The following is a 23,487-nucleotide window of genomic DNA, read 5'->3' on the forward strand; positions in this document are numbered from 1 at the left end:
TCGGGCAGAAGGGGGGACACCCGGGACTCGTGAGCGCTCCGATCAGTCGGCCCGGACGAGTTCCTTGTCGTAACAGATCTCCACATACGGACCCGTGCGGTACGCCGGGATCTCGCGGTAGCCGTGGCGTGCGTAGAGCGAGCGGGCCTCGATCAGGTCGAGGCGGGTGTTGAGGACCATCCGGGAGGCACCGAGCAGCCGGGCCTCGTCCTCCAGCATCTCCATCAGGAGGCCGGCGCCCTTCTTGCCGCGGAAAGCCGGGCGTATGTACACGCGGGTGAGCTCGGCGCGCCCGGAATCCAGCATCAGCAGCCCGCCGCAGGCGGCGGCCTCGCCGTCGAAACGGCCCACGATGAACTGCCCCGTGGGCGGGGTGAGCAGTTCCGCGCCGTCACCGGCCAGGCCCTCGTCGATCTCCTCGGAGGTCGCGGGCCGCTTCCAGTAGCGGCTGGCGACCTCGTCGTAGTAGTCGCGGCGCAGGCCGGTCGCGTCCGCTGTGTCGAAGGGTTCGGGAGCCAGGTGCCAGGAGGTCATGAGACCCGTATAGCCGGGGTGTGAGGCCGTCACCAACTGGTTTTGACAGGCGCGGTGGACAGGGCGGCTCCGCGTGCGACCGGGGGAGGGGAAAGTTTCCGGGAGCTCAGTTCGGGGAGTTGGTGGGAAACGGCCGATGATCGAGGAGTGCCGCAAGTGATCCGAAAGCTGCAATCGGTCGCGCTGGACTGTGCCGACCCGGTACGGCTCGCCGAGTTCTACGCGGATCTGCTCGGCGGCCGGGTGGTCGTGGACCCTGAGGATCCCGACTGGATCGAGGTGCACGGGTTCGAGGGGACACCGCTGGCCTGCCAGCGGGTGGACGGCTACCAACCGCCCGAATGGCCGGGCCAGAAGCGCCCGCAGCAGCTCCACCTGGACTTCGACGTGGACGACCTCGACGCAGAGGAGAAGCGGGCGCTCGCCCTCGGCGCGACCCTGCTGGAGCGGACGGACCAGCTCCGCCCGGAGGCCAACTGGCGGGTCTACGCGGACCCGGCCGGCCACCCGTTCTGCCTCTGCGTCCACTGAATTCATCGGCCGGCTGCCCGACTCCATGGCCACCGCCGCTACGCCGGCTGACCTCGAGTCCTATTCGTTTGCCGCAGCCCGGCCCGGTCGGATAGGAAGCCTGCATGCTGAAGGGCAACAAGGTCGGGCTGAGGGCCCGGCACGAGGACGACATACCGGTCCTGCGGGCGGAGCTCTACGACGACGTGGTCAACTCCTCGCGGGCCGAAGGCGGGCCGTGGCGGCCGATCACCCCCGGCTCGAAGGATCCGCGGCTCGTGGTGGACGACAAGGAACAAGGGCACGTCCCGTTCTCCGTGGTGGAGCTGGACGGCGGCACGCTGGTCGGCACCGCGACGCTGTGGGGCATCGACAACCACAACCGGTCCGCGCACATCGGGCTGGGACTCCTGCCGTCCGCACGGGGCCAGGGCTACGGCACCGACGTGGTCGCGGTGCTGTGCCACTACGGCTTCGTCGTGCGCGGCCTGCAGCGGCTGCAGATCGAGACGCTGTCGGACAACACCGCGATGCTGCGCTCCGCCGAGCGCAACGGCTTCGTCCGCGAGGGCGTGCTGCGCTCTTCGGCCTGGGTGATGGGCGAGTTCCTGGACGAGGTGCTGCTGGGGCTCCTTGCCCGGGACTGGAAGCAGGACTCGAAGGGCTAGGAACCACAGTTCGGGCACGGGTACGGCACTGACTCAGCGGGCACGTGCCGGGGCGAACGGGATGCCCGAGGCCAGGCCGCGGCGGCCGACCATGAGGGACTCGCCGAGGAAGCTCATGCCGATGGAGAGCTGGAGGGGGCGTGCGTTCTCGTGCATGCCCATCTTCACCGCCAGGACGCCGAAGCCGACCGAGACCGCCAGGGTGCCGATCACGGCGAGGAAGGTGCGGGCCGTGTACCGCTGCCACAGGACGCCTCCCCTGTCGACGAGTTGAACGGTGGCGCCGCGCAGTGCGCCGAGTGCCGCGCCGAGGACGGCGCCCGTGACGACCCAGGTGAGGTCGGTGCCGGTCAGATCCGTCATCTTGACGAGGGACAGGACGCCGATCCCGGTCAGGATCGCGGGGGCCGCGAAGAGGTCCCTCGCATTGACCGGTTCACCGATCATCCGCTTGATCACGACCGCGATCACGACCACCGCGACGATCGCGGCGAGCAGCCAGGGGTTCACGCAGATACCACCCATCTTTATGGCACGACTGAGCTAAAACGATGTTAGCTCAGTCGTGCTATAACGGCCATGTGCCAAAGATCGTCGATCCCGTGGCCCGCCGCAGGGCGGTGGCGCAGGCCGTCCTGTCCGTCGTCGCCCGGCATGGGCTGGAGCATGCGTCACTGCGCAACGTCGCCGATGAAGCCGGACTCGCCATCGGCTCGGTCCGCCACTACTTCGCCGACCACGACGAGTTGATGACCTTCACGATGAGGGAGCTGAGCCGGCGCATCGGCGACCGCATCCGCACCCACGCCGAGCGGCTCCTGGCTCCCGACGGCGGCATCGACCGCCGGGTCGCAACAGAAGAGCTCCTGGCCGAGTTCCTCCCCCTGGACGAGGCCCGCCGCCAGGAGGCCGAACTCTGGCTCGCCTTCGCCGCCGCAGCACACACCCGCCCCCAACTGCGGCCCTGCGCAGCCGAGATGCAGGCCGACCTGCACACCCTGATGGTGCGCGTGCTGCACGAAGCCCAGTGCGTCGGCGGGCTGCCGGCCGGCACGGACCTCGAACTGGAAAGCACGCGCCTGGCCGCCCTCCTCGACGGACTCACCCTTCAGGCGACGCTGCTGCCGGACCGCTATCCGCCGAAGCTGCTCCGGAAGGTACTGCGGCGACACCTGGACGCCCTCAAAGCCGGCAACTGACCTCCGGCCAACGCGTGCCCGCCCTAGGCCGCGCGGGCCGGGGTGATTTCGTCCGGCGGCTGCGGAGGAGAGCCCTGGGTCCACACCACCTGCAGTGTTGAGGCGGAGATCCGCCAGCCGTCGGCCGTCCTGGCGGGTCCGGTGTCGGCATGGCCGGCAGAGACGAACACGCTGTCCGAACCGTCTGCCAGGACGTGGGTGCCCAACAGGGCGCCACGGGCAGTGGCCTGGTCACCGTCGATCTCGATGACGGCGTTGGTGCCCAGATGCACGGTTCGGTCGAACAGTGCCATTCCTCGCCGGATATGGGCCGGCAGGGCATCGCGGCCGTGGACGGTGCCGACGGGCATCTCCGCGGTGACGTCTTCGGTGTGGAACGCGCGAGCCCACTCCTCGTCGAAGACTCCGTCGTCCAGAGAACGCAGGTAACGGTCCATGAGGTCGGTGATCTCGGCGCGGTCGGTCAGGGCCTGCGACTGTCGCCGCATCTCTTCGCTGTCCATGGTGGAAGACTCCCCCCCCTCAAGCGCACTTGAGGTCAACGCGTCCGCCCCGGCCCAACCGGCCGGGCATATGGATCGATCGCCACGGCCGACCGGTCACAGTCACGGCTGCCGCGCGGCCACAGTCATTCGACTCCGAGCGTGACCGCCCGGACAGTTTCTGTTCACCGTCCGCGACCGGGCAACCGACAAGACGCTCGCGTGAGGCGTTTACAACCACGCCTCACGGCGCTACCTTCCGCAACAGACGGGGTGGGAGCGCTCCCATAGGCGGCGGACCGGAACCCGCCACCCCGGGACTGCTCCCGCCCCGCGCTCACCCGCAACCGCACCCCGCACGCTCTCCCCTCCCCATGCAAGCAGTCTCAAGGCCCGTACCTGAAGGAACGGAGCTCGACTGTCATGATCCTGACAAGTAGCGCAGGCGTAAACGCAACCTCAACCCCACACCCGATCACCCCCATGCCCCCACCCCGCCGATTAACCCTCCCCACCCGCACCAGGGCCCTCTTCCTCGTCCTGATCTCCCTGCTCGCGACCATTCCCGCCGTCACCCTCGTCATGACCACCGGCGGCAAGGCGGAGGCCCACGGCACCCCCATGAAGCCCGGCAGCCGCACCTTCCTCTGCTGGCAGGACGGACTCACCGACACCGGCGAGATCAAGCCCGTCAACCCGGCCTGCAAGGCGGCCCAGCAGGTCAGCGGCACAACCCCGTTCTACAACTGGTTCTCCGTGCTGCGCTCCGACGGCGCCGGCCGCACTCGTGGCTTCGTGCCCGACGGCGAGTTGTGCAGCGGCGGCAACACCAACTTCACCGGCTTCAACACACCCAGCAAAGACTGGCCGCTCACCCACCTCACCTCGGGCGCGACCGTCGACTTCTCCTACAACGCCTGGGCGGCACACCCGGGTTGGTTCCACGTCTACATCACCAAGGACGGCTTCGACCCGACCCGCCCCCTCACCTGGAACGACATGGAGGCCCAGCCCTTCCTCAGCGTCGACCACCCGCCGCTGAACGGCTCCCCGGGCACGGTCGAGGCCAACTACTCCTGGACCGGAAAGCTGCCTGACGACAAGTCCGGCCGCCACATCGTCTACATGGTCTGGCAGCGCTCGGACAGTGCCGAGACCTTCTACTCCTGCTCCGACATCGTCTTCGACGGCGGCCACGGCGAGGTGACCGGCATCAAGGAGCCCGGCAACCCGACCGACCCGGTGCCCGGTGAGTGCTCCGCGACCCGCCGTACGACCGGCAGTTGGTCCGGCGGCTACCAGTCCGAGGTGACCGTCACCAACACCGGCGACGTCCCGATGCTCGGCTGGATGGTCGACTGGACGCTCCCGGCCGGCCAGAAGGTCGACAGCCTCTGGAGCGGCAACGCCACCTACACCGGCCAGGACGTGATGGTCCACAACGCCGACTGGAACGGCTCCCTCGATCCGGGGGAGAGTGCGACCTTCGGCTATGTCGTCACCGGATCCGGCGGCGACAGTACGACGGCGCTGCCCTGCCGAGTGGGCTGAACCGTCGCTCCGGGCGGACCCGGTGGGCGTGAGTGGCCGTCCACCGGGTCCGCGAGCCGGACGAGCCCGAGGGGGGGAAGTGGGACCGTCCGGTGGGTGAGTGGCTTGTGCGAGGTTGCGGTGCGACAACGTTGTCGAATGGTCTGCCGCATGACTCTACCGCTTCAACGGACAACGATGTCAAGCCAGTTGGACGTCAAGTGACCTTCGGCATCCCGCGGATCCGGCCGATCGGCTGGCCCATCCAGGTGACGGCCACTCGCGCCCCGCCTCGGAACGCGCCCTTCCGTGGTACCGGTGACACACGCTACTGTCCCTGCGGCTTGTGCGACCTGTGGTGCGCGACCCGTCCGAAGGAGGAGGGGCCGCGTCATGCGTTTCCGTCCCATGTCCCTGCTGCTGGCCGCCGTGCTCGCGGTCGGCAGCGTCACCCCCGCCCTCGCGGCGCCGACAGCACCCCCGGATCTGGTCAAGGACCCGACCTCGTACGTCGATCCACTGATCGGCACCAAGAACGGCGGCAATGTCTTCCCGGGGGCCGTCACCCCGTTCGGCATGCTGTCCTTCAGCCCCGAGAACACCAGAGGCGACGCCACTCGCACCGCCGCGCCCGGCGGTTATCACTACGACGCCACCCGCATCCGCGGCTTCAGCCTGACCCACATGTCCGGCACCGGATGCGCGGGCGGCAGCGGTGACATCCCGTTCTTCCCGTACGCCGGTGAGGTCACCTCGTCGCCCGCGAGCGACACCAAGGACGCCGTCTACGCCTCCGACTTCAGCCACGCCGACGAGACCGCCGAGCCCGGCCGCTACCGGGTCCGCCTCGCGTCCGGCGTCACCGCCGACCTCGCCGCCACCGCCCGTACCGGCTCGGCGCGTTTCACCTTCCCGGCCGACAAGCCCGCCTCACTGCTCGTCCGCAGCGCCAACTCCGAGGTGGGCTCGACCGATTCGACGGTCCGGATCGACCCGGTGAAGCGGACGATCTCGGGGTCCGTCACCTCCGGCAACTTCTGCGGCTACCTCGACCCGGAAGGCCAACGCTCCTACTACACCGTCCACTTCACCGCTCGCTTCGACCGCGCTTTCAAGGCGACCGGCACCTGGAAGGACGAGCAGCTAGACCCGGGGTCCACCGCCGCGAGCGGCGGCACGGGCGGGTTCAGCGGCGGCGGGCGGCCCGTCGCGGGCAAGGGCGCCGGCGGATACGTCGAGTTCGCGCCCGGCACCGGACCGGTGAACGTCAAGGTCGGCATCTCCTACGTCAGCCAGGCCGGCGCCGAGGCCAACCTCGCCGCGGAGAACCCGCCGCACCGCTCCTTCGACGCCGTGGCGGACGCGGCACGCCGTGCCTGGCGCGACCGCCTGTCCGCGATCCGGGTCGGCGGCGGCACCGACGCCGAGCGCACCACCTTCTACACCGCGCTCTACCACGCCCTCCTCCACCCGAACGTCATCAGTGACGCCGACCGCGGCTACCGGGGCTCCGACGGTCGGGTCCACGTCGTACGCCGCGGCCACGACGCCCAGTACGGCACCTTCTCCGGCTGGGACGTCTACCGCGGCCAAGTGCAGCTCCTCACGCTCCTCGATCCACGTGTCGGCTCGGACATCGCCCAGTCGCTGTACGAGCTGGCGGAGCAGAACGGCGGTGTCTGGGACCGCTGGTTGCACGGCGCGAGCGGCACGCACGTCATGAACGGTGACCCCTCGCCCATCGCGCTGGCCGGCATCCGCGCCTTCGGCGGCACGGACTTCGACCTGCGCGGGGCGCTGCGGTCGCTGGTGAAGGCGGCGACCGTCCCCACCGACAAGGACCTGTCGCCGGCCGGGAAGCCGGTGCTGTCCGTCGGGCAACGGCCCTCCCTGGACAAGTACTTGAAGCACCGGTACATGCCGTCGGTGTCGAACGCGTGGGGCGGCGCCGCCGAGACGCTGGAGATGTCCGGCGCCGACTTCGCCCTCTCCCAGCTCGCCGCCGAGGCCGGGCAGCAGGGCACGGCGAAGACTTTTGCCTCTCGCTCCCAGTGGTGGCAGAACAACTTCAACGTCGCCGCCACGCAGACCGGCGGCTACATCGCCAACCGCAAGGCCGACGGGAGCTGGGTCACCGGCTTCACCCCGGCCACCGGCAACGGGTTCGTGGAGGGGACGGCGGCCCAGTACACCTGGATGGTCCAGCACAACCCAGCGGGACTCTTCGCCGCCATGGGTGGCCGTGACGCGGCCGTGAAGCGCCTCGACACCTTCTTCCACGACGCCGACGGCGGCTGGGCCTTCACCGGCAGCGGCGGCGACAAGTCCGAGCTGGACAACGAGCCGTCCATCAACGTGCCCTACCTGTACGCCTACGCGGGCGCCCCGTACAAGACGCAGGAGACGGTCCGCGCGGCGATGCGTGCCCTGTGGTCCACCGAGCCCGGCGGCATCCCCGGCAACGACGATCTCGGTGCCATGTCGTCCTGGTACGTCTTCTCCGCGCTCGGCATGTACCCCCAGGTGCCGTCCCGCGCCGAACTGGTCCTCGCCTCTCCGCTGTTCCCGCGCGTCGAGATCGACCGCCCGGGCGGCGGCGACATCTCCGTGCGCGCGGAGGGGGCTGCCGCCAACGCCCCGTACGTCCACTCCCTGAAGGTCAACGGCCGTACCGGCGAACGCCCTTGGCTCCCGGCTTCCTTCGTGCGCGACGGCGGCCGGCTGGACTACACCCTGTCCGCCACGCCCGATGCCAACTGGGGAGCGGCCGAGGCGCCGCCGTCCTTCCGGGCGGGCGAGCAGCCGTACCAGATCGGCGTCGGCCCGACCACGGCGACCGTCGCGCCGGGCGGAAGCACCGAGGTCGGCATCCGCGCCCTGTCGATGAGCGGGGGAGAGGGACCCGACGTGCGCTTCCGGGTCGACACGCCCGACGGGATCACCGCGACGCCCGCCGAGGGCACGGTGACCGACGGCTCGCAGGAGATCACGCTGACCTCCGCCGAGGGCACGAGACAGGGCTTCTACGCCGTCGAGGTTACCGTGACCTCGGGCGACACCTCTTACGCCCAGCCCGTGTCCCTGACCGTCGCGGCGCCGGGCACCCTCCTCGCCGCCTACAACAGCACCGGCATCTCCGACGACGCCGGCGACCACGACGAGGCCGACTTCGACGGGGGCGGCTGGAGCTACTCCCGCCAGGCCCTCGCCGGCGCCGGTCTGACGCCGGGCGAGCAGGACACCGTGGGCGGCCTCGCCTTCACCTGGCCCGACTCGCCGAACGGCCGCCCGGACAACGTCTCGGCAGCGGGCCAGAGCATCGAACTCGCCGCTCCTGCGAGCCGGTTGTCCTTCCTCGGCAGCGGCGTCAACGGCAACCAGCAGTCCAAGGCCACCGTCACCTACACCGACGGCGGCACCGACACGATCGACCTCGCCTTCACCGACTGGACCGTCGGCGGCGGCGCCGGCACCGTCCAGTACGGCAACGAGGTCGTCGCCAGGGCGGCCTACCGGAACGTGGCGGGCGCGGACCGGGACCCGGTCGACACCTACGTCTTCGCCACCAAGCCGTTCACGGCGCCGGCCGGCCGGACGATCGCCCGGGTGAAGCTGCCCGACGACACCGACCTGCACGTGTTCACGCTGGCCGTGGACTGACCGCCGACAGCTCCAACGCCGTCGCCCGGCCCGGGGTCGCGTATGACACGACCACCGAACCGGGCGACGGCCTGCGCCGCTTCCCCGTGCACCGTCTGCTCCCGCGGACCCGACCCCAGGATCAGCGTCCGCCGGGAGCCGAGGGCCCGGAAGGCGTCCGGCCGCAGTCAGGCCGGGTCGACGCCCTCGGGGAGGACGGGCACGGGAAGGGGCACGGGGCTCCCAACCGCACTGCTCAGCCGATCAGTTCGACCTCCGCCACGGTCGCCTCACCGTCGAGGACCAGGCGGTACTTCCCGTACGTACCCGGTGACCCCACGGAGAACGCCCGTGTCTGGCGGTCCCATGCGAAGGACTGCCCGGAGCGCTCGTCGAGCGTGCGCCATGTGGTGCCGTCCTTCGACGCCTGGAGCTTCCAGCCGGTCGGCGCCTTCGTCCGGTCCGATGGTGACGTCAGGGTGTACTGCACGGCCCTGGCGTCCTCGGCCACCGGCAGGTCGACCGAGGTGACGCTCCCCTGGGTCGCCGAGGTGTTGTCGAACAGCGCCCCGTCACCCTTCAGCACGTCCGCCCGCGGCGTCGGCACCTTGTCGTCCCGGGTGATCGACACGGGCGCCGCGTTCTTGCCGGTGCCCCACGAGGAGGGCCGCGACCCCATGTCGAACTCCAGCACGCCGCCCTTCGCAATGAGCGAGTGGGGGAGCGAAGTCGACTTCCACGGCACGCCGTTGACCTTCAGGCCCTGGACGTACACATTGCTCGTACTGTTCTTCGGCGCCTTGACGACCAGCTTCCGGCCGTTCTCCAGATGGACCGTCGCCTTGGTGAACAGGGGCGAGCCGATGGCGTACTCGCCGCTGCCCATCACCAGCGGATAGAAGCCCAGCGAGGAGAAGAGGAACCACGCCGACTGCTCGCCGTTGTCCTCGTCGCCGTGGTAGCCCTGCCCGATCGCGCTGCCGGTGTAGAGCCGCGACAGCACCTCACGGACGCTCTTTTGCGTCTTCGACGGCTGCCCGGCCGCGTCGTACATGTAGAGGGCGTGGTGGGCGACCTGGTTGGAGTGGCCGTACATGCCCATCCGCACGTCCCGCGCCTCCGTCATCTCGTGGATGACACCGGGGTACGAGCCGATGAAGTCGGGCGAGGCCGTCTCCGGGGTGGCGAGGTACTCGTCGAGCTTGTCCGCGAGCCCGCCGCGGCCGCCGTACAGGTTGGCGAGGCCGCGGCTGTCCTGCGGGGCGGTGAAGGCGTAGCCCCAGCCGTTGGTCTCGGTGTAGTCGTAACCCCACACGCGCGGGTCGTACTTGGACGACTCGACCCGCCAGTCGCCCTTGGCGTCCCGGCCCTGGAAGAAACCGGCCTGGGAGTCGAACAGGTTCACATAGTCCTGAGCGCGGTTGAGGAAGTACTCCGACTCCTCCTTGTACCGCTTCTCGCCGGTCTCCTCGTACAGTTTCCGGCCCATCTGAGCGATGCCGTAGTCGTTGAGGTAGCCCTCCAGCGCCCAGGACAGACCCTCGTGCGTCTCGGTGCTGGTGTAGCCGAGGAACGGCGAGGTGTCCATGCCCTTGCGGCCGACTCCCGACGAGGGCGGCACGACCGTGGCGTTCTTCACGGCCGCGTCGTACGCCGACTTCGCGTCGAAGTCGACGCCCTTGACGTAGGCGTCGGCGAAGGCGACGTCCGACGAGGTGCCCGTCATCAGGTCCGCGTAGCCGGGGGAGGACCAGCGCGAGGTCCAGCCGCCGTCCTTGTACTGCTGCACGAACCCGTCGACCATCTCACCGGCCTGACTCGGCGTCAGCAGCGAATAGGCCGGCCAGGTCGTCCGGTAGGTGTCCCAGAAGCCGTTGTTGACGTACACCTTGCCGTCGACGATCTTCGCGCCGGTGTGCGTCGGCGTGTCCGGGTTCGGCATCGGCGAGAACGGCGAGGCGTACTGGTACTTCCCACCGACCTTCTCGAAGCCGGAGTTCGGGTACAGGTACAGCCGGTACAGGCTGGAGTACAAGGTGGTGAGCTGGTCCGGCGTGGCGCCCTCGACCTCGACCTTGCCGAGCAGTCGGTCCCACTGGCGCTGGGCCCGATTCTTCACGGCGTCGAAGGAGGTGCCGTCCGGGACCTCCTGGCGCAGGTTGTCCTTCGCCTGGTCGATGCTGATCAGGGAGGTGGCGATCCGCAGCGAGACGGTCTTGTTCTCCGGCTTGAACCGCAGATAGCCCTTGACCCCGCTCGACGACCCATCCTCCACCGGCGCGTCGAACACGCCGTACACGAACAGCCGGGTCGCCCCCGTCGACAGCCCCGACTTGACGTCGGAGTAGCCGGTGAACGTCCCGGTCTCCTTGTCGAGCGTCAGCCCCGCCTGATCCGTGACGTTGTCGAAGAGCACGCTCGCGTCGTCGCCGGGATAGGTGAAGCGCATGACGGCCGCGTGGTCGGTCGGCGCCATCTCCGCCTTGAGACCGTTCTCGAACCGCACGCCGTAGTAGTACGGCCGTGCCGTCTCGTTCTCGTGCCGGAAGGCCAGCGCCCGTGCCTCACGGCCCAGGTCGGGCGTGCCGGACGCGGCGGACGGCATCACCTGGAAGGTCTGCCGGTCGCCCATCCAGGGGCTGGGCTCATGGCTCGCGCTGAACGCCTGGATCGTCGGCAGGTTGTCGGCGTTGTTGGCCCGTGCGTAGTCGTAGAGCCAGCTCAGCGAACCGGCGTTGGTCACCGGCGTCCAGAAGTTGAAACCGTGGGGTACCGCCGTCGCGGGGAAGTTGTTGCCGCGCGAGAAGCCGCCGCTGGAGTTGGTGCCGCGGGTCGTCAGCGCGTAGTCCGACAGATGGGCCTTCGGCTTCTGTTGCGGTACGGCCTTCAGCGCCACGTCGTCCAGCCAGCCCCGGAACTTCGCCGGGCCCTTGGGCGAGTCGTACGCCACCAGGATCCGGTCGACGGTCCTGCCGGCCGCGACCGACCCGATCCGCGAGGCCACGTCGTTCCACTGGTTGACGTAAAGGATCTTGGCGGCGCCCTGCCCCTGCGGGGTCAGCGGGAACCCGTGCTGGTCGGTCGCCTTCAGGTCGCTCAGATACGTCCCGTCGGTGAAGGCGAGGTCGACGGAGACGTTCGTGGCGTCGTAGTCCCGGTCGCCGTCCGCCATCGACGGGAAGATCCGGTACGAGAGCTGGGTGTCGCGCCCGACGGCCACATCGACGTCGAAGACCTTGTTGTACGAATACGCCCGTCCGTCGCCGGTGTGCCGTCCGGCGTAGCGCAGCGCCCGCTTGCCGGTGAAGCCGGCGCCCGACTTCGCCGTCGGCGAGCCGCTCGGGCCGCGGTCGACGAGCGAGAGCATGTCCTGGGGAATCGGGTCGGCGCCCCCGCCCTTGGAGAACTGGACGTCGGCGAGCTGGAGTATGTCCCCGCCGTTGTTCTTGGTGATGTCGATCCTGAAGTGCCGGTATTCGGCCGGATCGGCGATCTCGTACGTCTTCGTCTGGAACGGCTCGGAGAAGGACTCGCCGGTGCGGGTGTCCAGGGTGGTCCAGTTCGTGCCGTCCGTGGAGCCCTTCAGGGTCCAGTCCTGCGGATTGCGTTCGTCGTGGTCGTTGGCCGACGTGAGCGCGTAGGTGACCACCTTGACCGGTGTGGCCAGCTCGAACTCCGCCCATCCGGTGGGGGCGAACGTCAGCCACTTGGTGCTCGGCTCGACGTCGACGAGGTTCTCCTTCACCTCGCGCGCGCCGGTGTTCTCGCCGCTGGCCCGGACGTCCGTGACCTGGTCGGTCACATTGCCCGGGATGCCGGTGCTGTAGCCGCCGTCCACGCCCGAGGCGCGTTTGCCGCCGTCCGGGGCGGTGTCGACGGTATTGAGCCAGTCGGGTGCCGGGTCGCCCGCCTCGAACGAGGACGAGAACTCCCGGTCGGCCGCGGCGGGCGCCTCCGGCAGGGCGACGGCCACCCCCTGCGAGGCTACTGCCATGGCAAAGGCGGCCGCCGACACGACCGCCCTTCCACCCCATCTGTGCCGAGCTCTCTGCTGCATAAGCCGGTACCCTCCCTGCGCACGGGACAACGTTGTCAACTTCGCTGCGCAAGGATCAGTTGTGGCTCAAGTGCCAAGTATTGTCAAGGGTGTTGGCTGTGGCATTCGGGGCTTATGTCGCGGATTTTTCGGGCAAGCGACGCACAGGCCACTCATATTTCCGTGAGGTCTCAACTCGGAAAAGACCATTGGCCAACCTTGCATTCGATCTTGCTCCGCTGGCGGGAAGTGGACTATACCTGTCGGCACTTCACATGATTCCGCACTTCCTGCACGACCCCAGCTTGACCCGAACGCGGTGCCGGGGGTGATCCGGTTCACCGCCTGAGTCCTGGAGAAGGCGAGGACTTGAGCATGGGATCCACTTCCGCCCAGAACCCTGAGTACAACGGCTCCGCACGTGTCGGACGTCGCGATCTGATCAAGCGGTCCGCCGCGCTCGGCCTGATCTCCGTGCCCACGATGAGCTTCCTGTCCGCGTGTGCCAGCAGCGGGGGCGGCGGCAACGGGGACAAGGCCAAAGAAGGCAAGAAGACCGCGAAGAACCCGCTCGGCGTCAATGACACCGCGCAGATGGAGTTCGTGCTGTTCGACGGCGGCTTCGGCAAGGAATACGCCGAGGACGCCGTGAAGATCTACGAGAAGAACTTCCCCGAGGTGACGGTCAAGTTCTCCGCCACCCAGAAGATCCAGTCCACGCTCCAGCCGCGTTTCAACCAGGGCACCCCGCCGGACCTCATCGACAACTCCGGTGCCGAGCAGATGGACATGGGCGTCCTGGTCGGCAAGGACCAGCTCGCCGACCTCACGCCGCTGCTGGACGCCCCGTCGTACGACGACCCGAACAAGAAGGTCCGCGACACGCTGCGCCCCGGCATCGTGGAGATGGGCCAGTTCGACGGCGACCCGGTCTGGATCATGTACTACGCGTACACGGTCTACGGCGTCTGGTACTCCCAGAAGGCCCTGGACTCGCTCGACGAGCAGTACCCCGAGACCTGGGACCAGATGCTCGCGGTGTGCGAGAAGGCCAAGAAGAAGGGCATGGCGGGCTGGACGTACGCGGGCAAGTACCCGTACTACCTCCCCTTCTCGCTCTACCCGATGATCGGCAAGGTCGGCGGTGTCGAGGTCCTCGACGCCATCGACAACCTGGAGCCGAACGCCTGGAAGCACCCGGCGGTCAAGGCCTGCTTCGAGGCCTACTACGAGCTCTACAAGAAGGGCTACGTCCTCAAGGGCACCCCGGGCCTGGACCACATCCAGTCGCAGACCGCGTGGGCCCAGGGCAAGGCGCTGTTCATCCCGAACGGCTCCTGGGTGGAGAACGAGTCGGCGAACGTCATCCCCAAGGACTTCGACCTCGCCGTCTCCGCGCCGACCGGCATCGACTCCTCCGACAAGATGCCCTTCGGCACGATCTGGGCCTCCGGCGGTGAGCCCTTCATCGTCCCGGCCAAGGCGAAGAACACCGCGGGCGGCATGGAGCAGCTCCGCATCATGCTGAGCGAGGCGAGCTCCAAGAACTTCACCAGCAAGGTCAAGTCGCTCACCGCCTACAACGGCGGCACCGACGGCATCACGCTCACCCCGGGTCTGAAGTCAGGCGTCGCGGCGCTGGACAAGGCCGGCCAGAACGTGGTGAACCCGCGCCTGCAGGACTGGTACGTACAGCTCCAGAAGGAGAAGATCGGTGTCTCCGGTCTCGGCGAGATGATGGCCGGACGCCTCACCCCGGCCGAGGCCATCAAGAAGATCCAGGGCTTCGCCGACGAGGCGGCCAAGGACACGTCGATCAAGCACTACAAGCACCAGTAGTCCGGTGAGGATCCGTCACCAGCGGCGGCACCCGCGCGCAGATCGGGGTCGATAGCAATGCAGCACGGCAAGTACAAGTTCATCGTGGGGTTCCTCGCGGTGCCCCTGGGGCTGTACGCGCTCTTCGTCGTCTGGCCGTTCATCCAGTCCATCTACTACTCGTTCACGGACTGGACCGGGCTGAGCCCCGAATTCAAGATGGTCGGCTTCGACAACTACGAGAGGATGCTCGACGACGACATCTTCTGGAAGTCGTTGCAGCACAGCCTGCTGTTCGCGTTGTTGCTGCCGCTGGTGACACTCAGTTTCGCGCTTTTCCTCGCCTTCATGATCAATGTGGGCGGGCGGCGCAGAAAGGGCGGCCCGGCGATCACCGGTGTCCGCGGTTCCTCGTTCTACAAGATCGTCTATTTCTTCCCGCAGGTCCTGTCGATCGCGATCGTCGCGCTGCTGTTCGCCTTCGCGTACAACCCGGACAGCGGCGCGATCAACTCGATCCTGCGCGGAATCGGCCTCGACAGCGTCCAGCCGCTCTGGCTGGGCGACCCCAATCTCGCCCTGTGGGCCGTGATGGCGGTGATCGTCTGGTCCACGGTCGGCTTCTTCGTGGTCCTGTTCTCCGCCGGTATGGCCTCCATTCCGGCGGATCTGTACGAGGCGGCGCTGCTCGACGGAGCCGGCCGCGCCAGCACGTTCTTCCGGATCACCCTGCCGCTGCTGTGGGACACCGTGCAGTCCGGCTGGGTCTACATGGGCATCCTCGCCCTCGGCGCCGAGTCGTTCGCGGTCGTACACATCATGACGACCGGACCCGGTGGCCCCGACTACTCGACCACGGTCATGGTCCTGTACGTGTACCAGAAAGCGTTCCGTGACGGGCAGGCCGCCTACGCCACCACGATCGGTGTGGCCCTGCTCGTCGTCACGCTGGCCTTCGCCGCGGTCGTCATGCGGCTGGGGCGTCGCGAGCGGCTGGAGTTCTGACAGATGAAGACGACCGAGACCACCGCTCCCGTACCGGCCGAGTCCGGGATGCCCATCACCAAGACCGGGGTACCGGCAAAGGCGCCGGCCAAGGAGAAGAAAGAGGGCACCGTCCTCAACGTCTTCTCCCACGGCGTTCTCGTCATCTGGGCGTTCATGGTCGCCATGCCGCTGCTGTGGGCGGTGATGACGTCCTTCAAGGACGACGCCTCGATCTTCGGCTCGCCCTGGTCGCTGCCGGACAAACTGCACTTCTCGAACTGGTCGCGGGCCTGGACCCAGGCCAATATGAGCGACTACTTCCTCAACACCATCCTGGTGGTGGGCGGTTCGCTGATCGGCACCCTGGTGCTCGGTTCGATGGCGGCCTACGTCCTCGCCCGCTTCGACTTCCCGGGCAACCGCTTCATCTACTTCCTGTTCATCGGCGGCATGAGCTTCCCGATCATGCTCGCGCTGGTCCCGCTCTTCTACGTCGTGAACAACATGGGACTGCTGAACACGATCCACGGACTGATCCTGGTCTACATCGCGTACTCGCTGCCGTTCACCGTGTTCTTCCTCACGGCGTTCTTCCGCACACTGCCGACATCGGTGGCCGAGGCGGCCTTCGTCGACGGTGCCTCGCACAGCCGTACGTTCTTCCAGATCATGCTCCCGATGGCCAAGCCGGGACTGATCAGCGTGGGCATCTTCAACTTCCTGGGCCAGTGGAACCAGTACATGCTGCCCACGGTCCTCAACACCGATCCCGACAAGCGGGTCCTCACCCAGGGCCTGGTGCAGCTCGCCGTCAGCCAGGGCTACAAGGGCGACTGGTCCGGCCTCTTCGCCGGCCTGGTGATGGCGATGCTGCCGGTGCTCGCGGCCTACATCATCTTCCAGCGTCAGGTGGTGGCCGGGCTGACGGCAGGGGCTCTGAAGTAGTCCCGTTCCGCACCGTGACGTAAGCCGAAGGTAGCGCTCCGAAACCGCCCGCGTGCACGCCGTTCCCCTCCTGGGGGCGGCGTGCACAGGTGTGTGCACGTACCCGGATCCGGTTCAACCTCTTGACGGGAGGCAACCCGAACGGCTCAGCTTAGAGTTCACTAGTTGGACACGAACGGGGCCTCGTCGATGCGGTCCCGCGCGCAGGAGGTCGTCGTGGAGACTCCGGGGTCGCAGTCGTCGCTGCACCGAGCCAATCTGGAGCGGGTCGTGCGGGCCGTACGGCTGGCCGGATCTCTCACCCAGGCGGAGATCGCGAGGACCACAGGTCTGTCCGCGGCGACGGTCTCCAATATCGTCCGTGAACTCAAGGACGGCGGAACCGTCGAGGTCACGCCCACTTCGGCGGGTGGCCGCCGGGCCCGCAGCGTCTCGCTGAGCGGGGACGCCGGCATCGTCATAGGGGTCGACTTCGGCCATACCCACTTGCGGGTCGCGGTCGGGAACCTCGCCCATCAGGTGCTGGCCGAGGAGTCCGAGCCGCTGGACGTGGACGCCTCCTCGACGCAGGGGTTCGACCGAGCCGAAGAGCTGGTCAACCGGCTGATCGCGGCGACCGGCGTCGACCGTTCCAAGGTCGCCGGCGTCGGCGTCGGCGTGCCCGGCCCGATCGACGTCGAGTCCGGCACCCTGGGCTCCACGGCCATCCTGCCGGGCTGGACCGGCACCAAGCCCGCCGAGGAGCTGCGCGACCGGCTCGGGGTGCCCGTGCACGTGGACAACGACGCCAACCTGGGCGCCCTCGGCGAGCTGGTCTGGGGCAGTGGGCGGGGCGTGCGGGATCTCGCGTACATCAAGGTCGCCAGCGGTGTCGGCGCCGGTCTGGTCATCAACGGCAAGATCTACCGGGGCCCGGGTGGCACAGCGGGAGAAATCGGGCATATTACTCTTGATGAATCCGGCCCGGTCTGCCGCTGCGGAAACCGGGGCTGCCTGGAGACCTTCGCGGCCGCGCGCTATGTGCTCCCGCTGCTCCAGTCCAGTCACGGCACCGATCTGACCATGGAAGGCGTCGTGCGGCTGGCCAGGGACGGAGACCCGGGCTGCCGTCGTGTGATCGCCGACGTCGGCCGACACATCGGCAGTGGAGTCGCCAATCTCTGCAACCTCCTGAACCCGAGCCGCGTGGTCCTCGGCGGTGATCTCGCTGAGGCCGGTGAGCTGGTCCTCGGGCCCATCCGGGAGTCCGTCGGCCGCTACGCCATCCCCAGCGCCGCGCGCCAACTGTCCGTTCTCCCCGGGGCACTTGGCGGTCGTGCGGAAGTGCTGGGAGCACTCGCTCTCGCGCTCAGCGAGATGGGTGATTCAACCCTTTTGGACAGCACGCTCCATGCGGCCACCCCTGCCTTCACTTAGAGAACGGATGGCACCGTTGCCAACCCGTTAAGGATTTACTTCTTGACGTCGCACGTGTGGCCGAGTTGACTTCCAGCCACCTCGGCCGCAAGGACGCGGCCTCGTCAGGGAGGTTTCTGAAGTGAACACGCGTATGCGTCGTGCCGCCGTTGCCATTGCCGCTGGTGCGATGGCCGTCTCGCTGGCTGCCTGTGGCAGCGCCGAGGAAGCCGGTGGCGACAACGACTCCACCGCCAGTGCCGCCAAGGGCAACGACATCAAGGTCGGTCTCCTGCTCCCGGAGAACCAGACCGCGCGGTACGAGAAGTTCGACCGGCCCCTGATCGAGAAGAAGATCAAGGAGCTGACGGACGGCAAGGCCACGATCGACTACAACAACGCCAAGCAGGACGCCAACCTGCAGGCGCAGCAGGTCGACACCATGATCACCAACAAGGTGGACGTCCTGATCCTGGACGCCGTCGACGCCAAGGCGATCAAGAACTCGGTCCAGAAGGCCGTGGACGCGGGCATCAAGGTCGTCGCCTACGACCGCCTGGCCGAGGGCCCGATCAGCGCCTACACGTCCTTCGACAACGTGGCGGTCGGCAAGACCCAGGGTGAGGCCCTGCTGAAGGCCCTGGGTGACAAGGCCACCAAGGACTCCAAGGTCGTCATGATCAACGGTTCGGTGACCGACCCGAACGCCGCGATGTTCAAGGAGGGCGCGCACTCCGCCCTTGACGGCAAGGTCACCATCGCCAAGGAGTACGACACCAAGGAGTGGAAGCCGGAGAACGCCAACTCCGAGATGGAGGCGGCGATCTCCGCGGTCGGCAAGAACAACATCGCCGGCGTCTACTCCGCCAACGACGGCATGGCCGGCGGTATCATCACCGCCCTCAAGGCCGCCGGCATCAACGTCCCGGTCACCGGTCAGGACGCCGAGCTGGCCGCCGTGCAGCGCATCGTCACCGGCGAGCAGTACATGAGCGTCTACAAGCCGTACGCCCCCGAGGCCGACGCCGCCGCCGAGATGGCCGTCGCGCTCGCCCAGGGCAAGTCGCTCGACTCCATCGCCAAGGACAAGGTCGACAGCGGCAGCGAGAAGGGCATCCCGTCCGTCCTCGTCCCCGTCACCTCGCTGACGAAGGACAACATCAACGACACCGTCATCAAGGACGGCGTCTACACCGCCGATGAGATCTGCACCGGCAAGTACAAGGCCGCTTGCGACAAGGCCGGCGTCACCGGCTGAGCCGTATCGGCGAAAGCAGCCTCAGGTCCCTTTCCAGGTGCGGGAATTCGTCCTTGAATTCCCGCACGGGACATGACTGCACAAGACTCCTCCGGCGCCCCGCGATACGTCAGCCCCGCAAGCTCGGCGCGGGGTGCCGGACGGAACCCCCCAACTTTTCTCTGCACAACCCTTCCGCCGGGTCAGGCGGCGAAGGAGATGGTTCACGTGTCCGCTACGCCCGTGCTGGCGTTGCGCGGGGTCTCCAAGCGGTTCGGTGCCGTTCAGGCGCTCACCGACGTAGAGCTTGAGGTCCACGCCGGTGAAGTGGTCGCCCTGGTGGGCGACAACGGCGCCGGAAAGTCCACGCTGGTCAAGACGATCGCCGGCGTGCACCCCATCGATGAGGGCGTCATCGAATGGGACGGCAAGGCCGTCTCGATCAACCGGCCGCACGACGCCCAGAACCTGGGCATCGCGACGGTCTACCAGGACCTCGCGCTGTGCGACAACATCGACGTCGTCGGCAACCTGTACCTGGGCCGTGAGGTACGCAAATGGGGTGTCCTCGACGAGGTCGAGATGGAGCGTCGCTCGCGCGAGCTGCTCCAGACGCTGTCGATCCGCATCCCCAGCGTGCGCATCCCGATCGCCTCGCTCTCCGGCGGCCAGCGCCAGACCGTGGCCATCGCCCGCTCCATGCTCGGCGAGCCCAAGCTGGTCATCCTGGACGAGCCCACCGCCGCCCTCGGCGTCGAGCAGACCGCCCAGGTCCTCGACCTCGTCGAGCGGCTGCGCGAGCGCGGGCACGCCGTGATCCTCATCAGCCACAACATGGCCGACGTGAAGGCCGTCGCGGACAAGGTCGCCGTGCTGCGCCTGGGCCGCAACAACGGCGTCTTCGAGGTCAAGACGACCTCGCAGGAGGAGATCATCTCCGCCATCACCGGCGCCACCGAGAATGCCGTGACCCGCCGTGCGGCGCGCACGAACGGGGAGGGTTCCAAGTGAGCATCGACAAGACCTCCGCCACGGCGCAGGACCACGAGGTCCTCAACACCGAGGCCGCCGCGGCCGCGGTGACCGCCGTCGACCCGCGCCTGCTGGTGCAGGAGCAGGGCCTGGCCGGCTACCTCACCGAGTTCCGGCGCAAGCTGAAGGCCGGTGAGCTCGGCTCCCTGCCCGTCATCCTCGGCCTGGTCGTCATCTGCGTCATCTTCCAGAGCCTGAACTCCGCCTTCCTGTCCGCGCAGAACATCAGCGACATCACCGTCACGATGGTCGGCACGGGCATGATCTCCGTCGGCATCGTCTTCGTGCTGCTGCTCGGCGAGATCGACCTGTCCGTCGGCTCGGTCAGCGGCGCGTCCAGCGCGATCGCGGCCGTCCTCGCGGTGAACCAGGGCTGGCCCGAGTGGGCGGCCGTGCTCGTCGCCGTCGCGGCGGGTGCCGTCATCGGCGCGGCGCACGGCTTCTTCTTCGCGGTGCTCGGCGCTCCGGCGTTCGCCGTCACGCTGGCCGGTCTGCTGTTCTGGCTCGGCTTCATGCTCCAGACGCTGGGCGAGAACGGCACGATCAACCTCGACAGCGACGGTCTGATCGGCAAGCTGACGACGTACTTCTTCACGGACGTGGCGGCCGCGTACGGCCTGGCGGCCGTGGTGACCGTGGTGTTCTTCGTCACCTCGTTCCTCGGCAACCGCCGCCGCGAGACCGCGGGCATCCCGTTCCGGCCGCTGAGCGACACCATCCTGCGGACGGTGCTGCTGGGCGTCGTCTCCTTCGCCGCGGCGATCATGTACAACCAGTACAAGGGCCTGCCGATGGCCACGGTGATCTTCCTGGTCTTCCTGGTCGCCACCGACTTCGTGCTGCGGCGTACCTCGTACGGCCGCAAGATCTTCGCCCTCGGTGGCAGCGTCGAGGCCTCGCGTCGTGCGGGCATCAACGTGACCATGGTACGGATCACCGTGTTCGCCATCTCGGGTGGGTTCGCGGCGATCGGCGGTCTGTTCCTGGCCTCGAAGATCGCGTCGGCCAACCAGAGCGCCGGTACCGGTGACCTGCTGATGAACGCCATCGCGGCGGCCGTCATCGGTGGTACGTCACTGTTCGGTGGCCGTGGCCGCACCTGGAACGCGCTGCTCGGTGTGCTGGTGATCGTCTCGATCCAGTACGGCCTCCAGCTCGAGTCCATCGCCGAGCCGGTGAAGTACATGATCACCGCCGGTGTTCTGCTCACGACGGTTGTGATCGACTCCATCACCCGTAAGACGCAGAAGACCGCGGGTCGCGCATAGACCTAGCGCGCAGCGCCCCAGGGGCGTGGGTAACTGGCGGGTGCCGGTCCGATGTGGCCGCTCTCGCAGTTCCCGCGCCCCTTTGCGGCGTTGTAGCACAGTGCGTTGCCGGGTAGAGCCGAATGCGTGACGTACGACGGGTGGGCCGGGAACCTTCCGCCAAGGCGGAACATTAGACTCGACAAGCCCGGCAACAGCTCGAACAGCTCTACTGCAAGGAGGCACGGGTGCCGCTGCTGACCCGCATCACGGGACCGCGCGATCTGGACCGGCTCAGCCCTGAGCAGCTCGTCCAGTTGGCAGAGGAGATCCGGACCTTCCTCGTCGAGGCGGTTTCCAAGACCGGCGGCCACCTCGGCCCCAACCTCGGTGTGGTCGAGCTGACCATCGCCCTGCACCGGGTCTTCGAGTCGCCGAAGGACAAGGTTCTCTGGGACACCGGCCACCAGTCCTACGTCCACAAGCTGCTCACCGGCCGTCAGGACTTCAGCAAGCTGAAGATGAAGGGCGGCCTGTCGGGCTACCCCTCGCAGGCCGAGTCCGAGCACGACGTCATCGAGAACTCGCACGCCTCGACCGTCCTCGGCTGGGCCGACGGCCTCGCGAAGGCCAACCAGCTTCGCAAACGGGACGACCACGTCGTCGCCGTCATCGGTGACGGCGCGCTGACCGGCGGCATGGCCTGGGAGGCGCTGAACAACATCGCCGAGGCCAAGGACCGCCCCCTCGTCATCGTCGTCAACGACAACGAGCGGTCGTACGCGCCCACCATCGGCGGCCTCGCGAACCACCTGGCGACGCTGCGCACCACCGACGGCTACGAGCGTTTCCTCACCCGCACCAAGGAGATCCTCGACCGCACCCCGGTCGTCGGTAAGCCCCTCTACGAGACCCTGCACGGGGCAAAGAAGGGCCTCAAGGACTTCATCGCCCCGCAGGGCATGTTCGAGGACCTCGGCCTGAAGTACGTCGGCCCGATCGACGGACACGACATCGAGGCCCTGGAGTCGGCGCTCGCCCGCGCCAAGCGCTTCGGCGGCCCGGTCATCGTGCACATCCTCACCGAGAAGGGCCGTGGCTACCAGCCCGCCCTCCAGGACGAGGCCGACCGCTTCCACGGGATCGGTCCCATCCACCCCGACACCGGCCTGCCCATCAAGGCCTCGGGCGCCGACTGGACGTCGGTCTTCGGCGACGAGATGGTCAAGCTCGGCAAGGAGCGCGAGGACATCGTGGCCATCACGGCGGCGATGCTGCAGCCCGTCGGCCTGAAGAAGTTCGCGGACACCTTCCCGGACCGCATCTTCGACGTCGGCATCGCCGAGCAGCACGGCGCCGTGTCGGCCGCGGGCCTCGCCCACGGCGGGGTGCACCCGGTCTTCGCCGTGTACGCCACCTTCCTCAACCGCGCCTTCGACCAGGTCCTCATGGACGTGGCCCTGCACAAGTGCGGCGTCACCTTCGTGCTCGACCGCGCCGGTGTCACCGGCACCGACGGCGCCTCCCACAACGGCATGTGGGACATGTCGATCCTCCAGGTCGTGCCCGGCCTCAGGCTCGCCGCCCCGCGCGACGCCGACCAGGTGCGCGCCCAATTGCGCGAGGCCGTCCAGGTGAAGGACGCGCCGACCGTCGTCCGCTTCTCCAAGGGTGCCGTCGGCCCCGCCGTGCCCGCCGTGGGCCGGGTGGGCGGCATGGACGTCCTGCGCGAGCCGGGCACCGACACCCCGGACGTGCTGCTGGTCTCCGTGGGCGCCCTCGCGCCGATGTGCCTGGAGATCGCCGGCCTGCTCGACAAGCAGGGCATCACCACCACCGTCGTCGACCCGCGCTGGGTCAAGCCCGTCGACGAGGCCATGGCCCCGCTCGCCGAGCGCCACCGCGTCGTCGTCACCGTCGAGGACAACTCCCGCGTCGGCGGCGTCGGCTCGGCGGTCGCGCAGGCCCTGCGCGACGCGGGCGTCGACGTCCCGCTGCGTGACTTCGGCATCCCGCCGCGCTTCCTCGACCACGCCTCGCGCGCCGAGGTCATGGCCGAGATCGGCCTGACCGCCCCGGACATCGCCCGCCAGGTCACCGGTCTCGTCTCCAAGCTGGACGGCCGGTTCGACCGTGCGGCCGCCGAGGTCGACTCGGTGGAGCCCGCGCGCGACTGACGGTTGCTGACGGCCGGATGGGCCGGTTTCACCACCCATGACGGTGGTGAA

17 protein-coding genes are annotated in these 23,487 nt (G+C 68.2%); 13 read left to right on the forward strand and 4 right to left on the reverse strand.

The window, feature by feature from the left end; translation table 11 throughout:
- Positions 1-42: 42 nt before the first annotated feature.
- Positions 43-534: a GNAT family N-acetyltransferase gene (locus ACZ69Q_RS01025; protein WP_471034119.1), complete on the reverse strand. Its 492-nt coding sequence runs from the start codon at positions 532-534 to the stop codon at positions 43-45.
- 156 nt (positions 535-690) lie between these two features.
- On the opposite strand from ACZ69Q_RS01025, the gene ACZ69Q_RS01030 reads away from it, so the two are divergent.
- On the forward strand, positions 691-1,065 hold the full coding sequence (locus ACZ69Q_RS01030) for a VOC family protein (RefSeq protein ID WP_471034122.1): 375 nt from the start codon (positions 691-693) through the stop codon (positions 1,063-1,065).
- Between the two features lie 104 nt (positions 1,066-1,169).
- Positions 1,170-1,712, forward strand: a complete 543-nt coding sequence (locus ACZ69Q_RS01035) for a GNAT family N-acetyltransferase (RefSeq protein WP_471034125.1) — start codon at positions 1,170-1,172, stop codon at positions 1,710-1,712.
- A 33-nt stretch (positions 1,713-1,745) separates the two neighbouring features.
- Here the strand turns inward: ACZ69Q_RS01035 and ACZ69Q_RS01040 are convergent, their stop codons facing one another.
- Positions 1,746-2,222 carry a DUF1453 domain-containing protein gene (locus ACZ69Q_RS01040; protein ID WP_471034128.1) on the reverse strand — a complete coding sequence of 159 codons (477 nt, stop codon included), beginning with the start codon at positions 2,220-2,222 and terminating at the stop codon, positions 1,746-1,748.
- 71 nt (positions 2,223-2,293) lie between these two features.
- Here ACZ69Q_RS01040 and ACZ69Q_RS01045 point away from each other — a divergent pair, with 71 nt between their 5' ends.
- Complete coding sequence (locus ACZ69Q_RS01045; RefSeq protein WP_471034130.1) at positions 2,294-2,911, forward strand: TetR/AcrR family transcriptional regulator; 618 nt, start codon at positions 2,294-2,296, stop codon at positions 2,909-2,911.
- Between the two features lie 23 nt (positions 2,912-2,934).
- On the opposite strand, the gene ACZ69Q_RS01050 is transcribed toward ACZ69Q_RS01045, so the two are convergent.
- Positions 2,935-3,414, reverse strand: coding sequence for a nuclear transport factor 2 family protein (locus ACZ69Q_RS01050; protein ID WP_471034132.1), 480 nt, complete (start codon positions 3,412-3,414; stop codon positions 2,935-2,937).
- 462 nt (positions 3,415-3,876) lie between these two features.
- Between ACZ69Q_RS01050 and ACZ69Q_RS01055 the strand changes: the two genes are divergently transcribed.
- Both ACZ69Q_RS01055 and ACZ69Q_RS01060 read left to right on the forward strand, forming a co-directional pair.
- Positions 3,877-4,944: a lytic polysaccharide monooxygenase auxiliary activity family 9 protein gene (locus ACZ69Q_RS01055; RefSeq protein WP_471034135.1), complete on the forward strand. Its 1,068-nt coding sequence runs from the start codon at positions 3,877-3,879 to the stop codon at positions 4,942-4,944.
- Positions 4,945-5,316: 372 nt separating this feature from the next.
- A complete protein-coding gene (locus ACZ69Q_RS01060; protein ID WP_471034138.1) occupies positions 5,317-8,583 on the forward strand; it encodes a GH92 family glycosyl hydrolase in 3,267 nt (1,088 codons plus the stop codon).
- 235 nt (positions 8,584-8,818) lie between these two features.
- On the opposite strand, the gene ACZ69Q_RS01065 is transcribed toward ACZ69Q_RS01060, so the two are convergent.
- Complete coding sequence (locus ACZ69Q_RS01065) at positions 8,819-12,619, reverse strand: GH92 family glycosyl hydrolase (protein WP_471034141.1); 3,801 nt, start codon at positions 12,617-12,619, stop codon at positions 8,819-8,821.
- A gap of 354 nt (positions 12,620-12,973) precedes the next feature.
- Between ACZ69Q_RS01065 and ngcE the strand changes: the two genes are divergently transcribed.
- The 8 genes from ngcE to dxs all read left to right on the forward strand — a co-directional run bounded on the left by ngcE (position 12,974) and on the right by dxs (position 23,436).
- A complete protein-coding gene (gene ngcE / locus ACZ69Q_RS01070) occupies positions 12,974-14,437 on the forward strand; it encodes an N-acetylglucosamine/diacetylchitobiose ABC transporter substrate-binding protein (protein ID WP_471034143.1) in 1,464 nt (487 codons plus the stop codon).
- Between the two features lie 57 nt (positions 14,438-14,494).
- Entirely contained in the window at positions 14,495-15,421 is a 927-nt protein-coding gene (locus ACZ69Q_RS01075) for a carbohydrate ABC transporter permease (RefSeq protein WP_030945807.1), read from the forward strand.
- A gap of 3 nt (positions 15,422-15,424) precedes the next feature.
- A complete protein-coding gene (locus ACZ69Q_RS01080) occupies positions 15,425-16,348 on the forward strand; it encodes a carbohydrate ABC transporter permease (protein ID WP_471034146.1) in 924 nt (307 codons plus the stop codon).
- 216 nt (positions 16,349-16,564) lie between these two features.
- Positions 16,565-17,764: an ROK family transcriptional regulator gene (locus tag ACZ69Q_RS01085; protein ID WP_471039972.1), complete on the forward strand. Its 1,200-nt coding sequence runs from the start codon at positions 16,565-16,567 to the stop codon at positions 17,762-17,764.
- A gap of 133 nt (positions 17,765-17,897) precedes the next feature.
- Positions 17,898-19,001, forward strand: a complete 1,104-nt coding sequence (locus ACZ69Q_RS01090; RefSeq protein ID WP_471039974.1) for a substrate-binding domain-containing protein — start codon at positions 17,898-17,900, stop codon at positions 18,999-19,001.
- 198 nt (positions 19,002-19,199) lie between these two features.
- A complete protein-coding gene (locus ACZ69Q_RS01095; protein ID WP_471034149.1) occupies positions 19,200-19,991 on the forward strand; it encodes an ATP-binding cassette domain-containing protein in 792 nt (263 codons plus the stop codon).
- Positions 19,988-21,280, forward strand: coding sequence for a sugar ABC transporter permease (locus ACZ69Q_RS01100; RefSeq protein ID WP_471034152.1), 1,293 nt, complete (start codon positions 19,988-19,990; stop codon positions 21,278-21,280). Before ACZ69Q_RS01095 ends, ACZ69Q_RS01100 begins: the two co-directional genes overlap by 4 nt.
- Positions 21,281-21,507: 227 nt before the next feature.
- Positions 21,508-23,436, forward strand: a complete 1,929-nt coding sequence (gene dxs, locus ACZ69Q_RS01105) for a 1-deoxy-D-xylulose-5-phosphate synthase (protein WP_471034155.1) — start codon at positions 21,508-21,510, stop codon at positions 23,434-23,436.
- Positions 23,437-23,487: the final 51 nt, after the last annotated feature.

It is taken from the genome of Streptomyces sp. NPDC036764, from assembly GCF_055609385.1.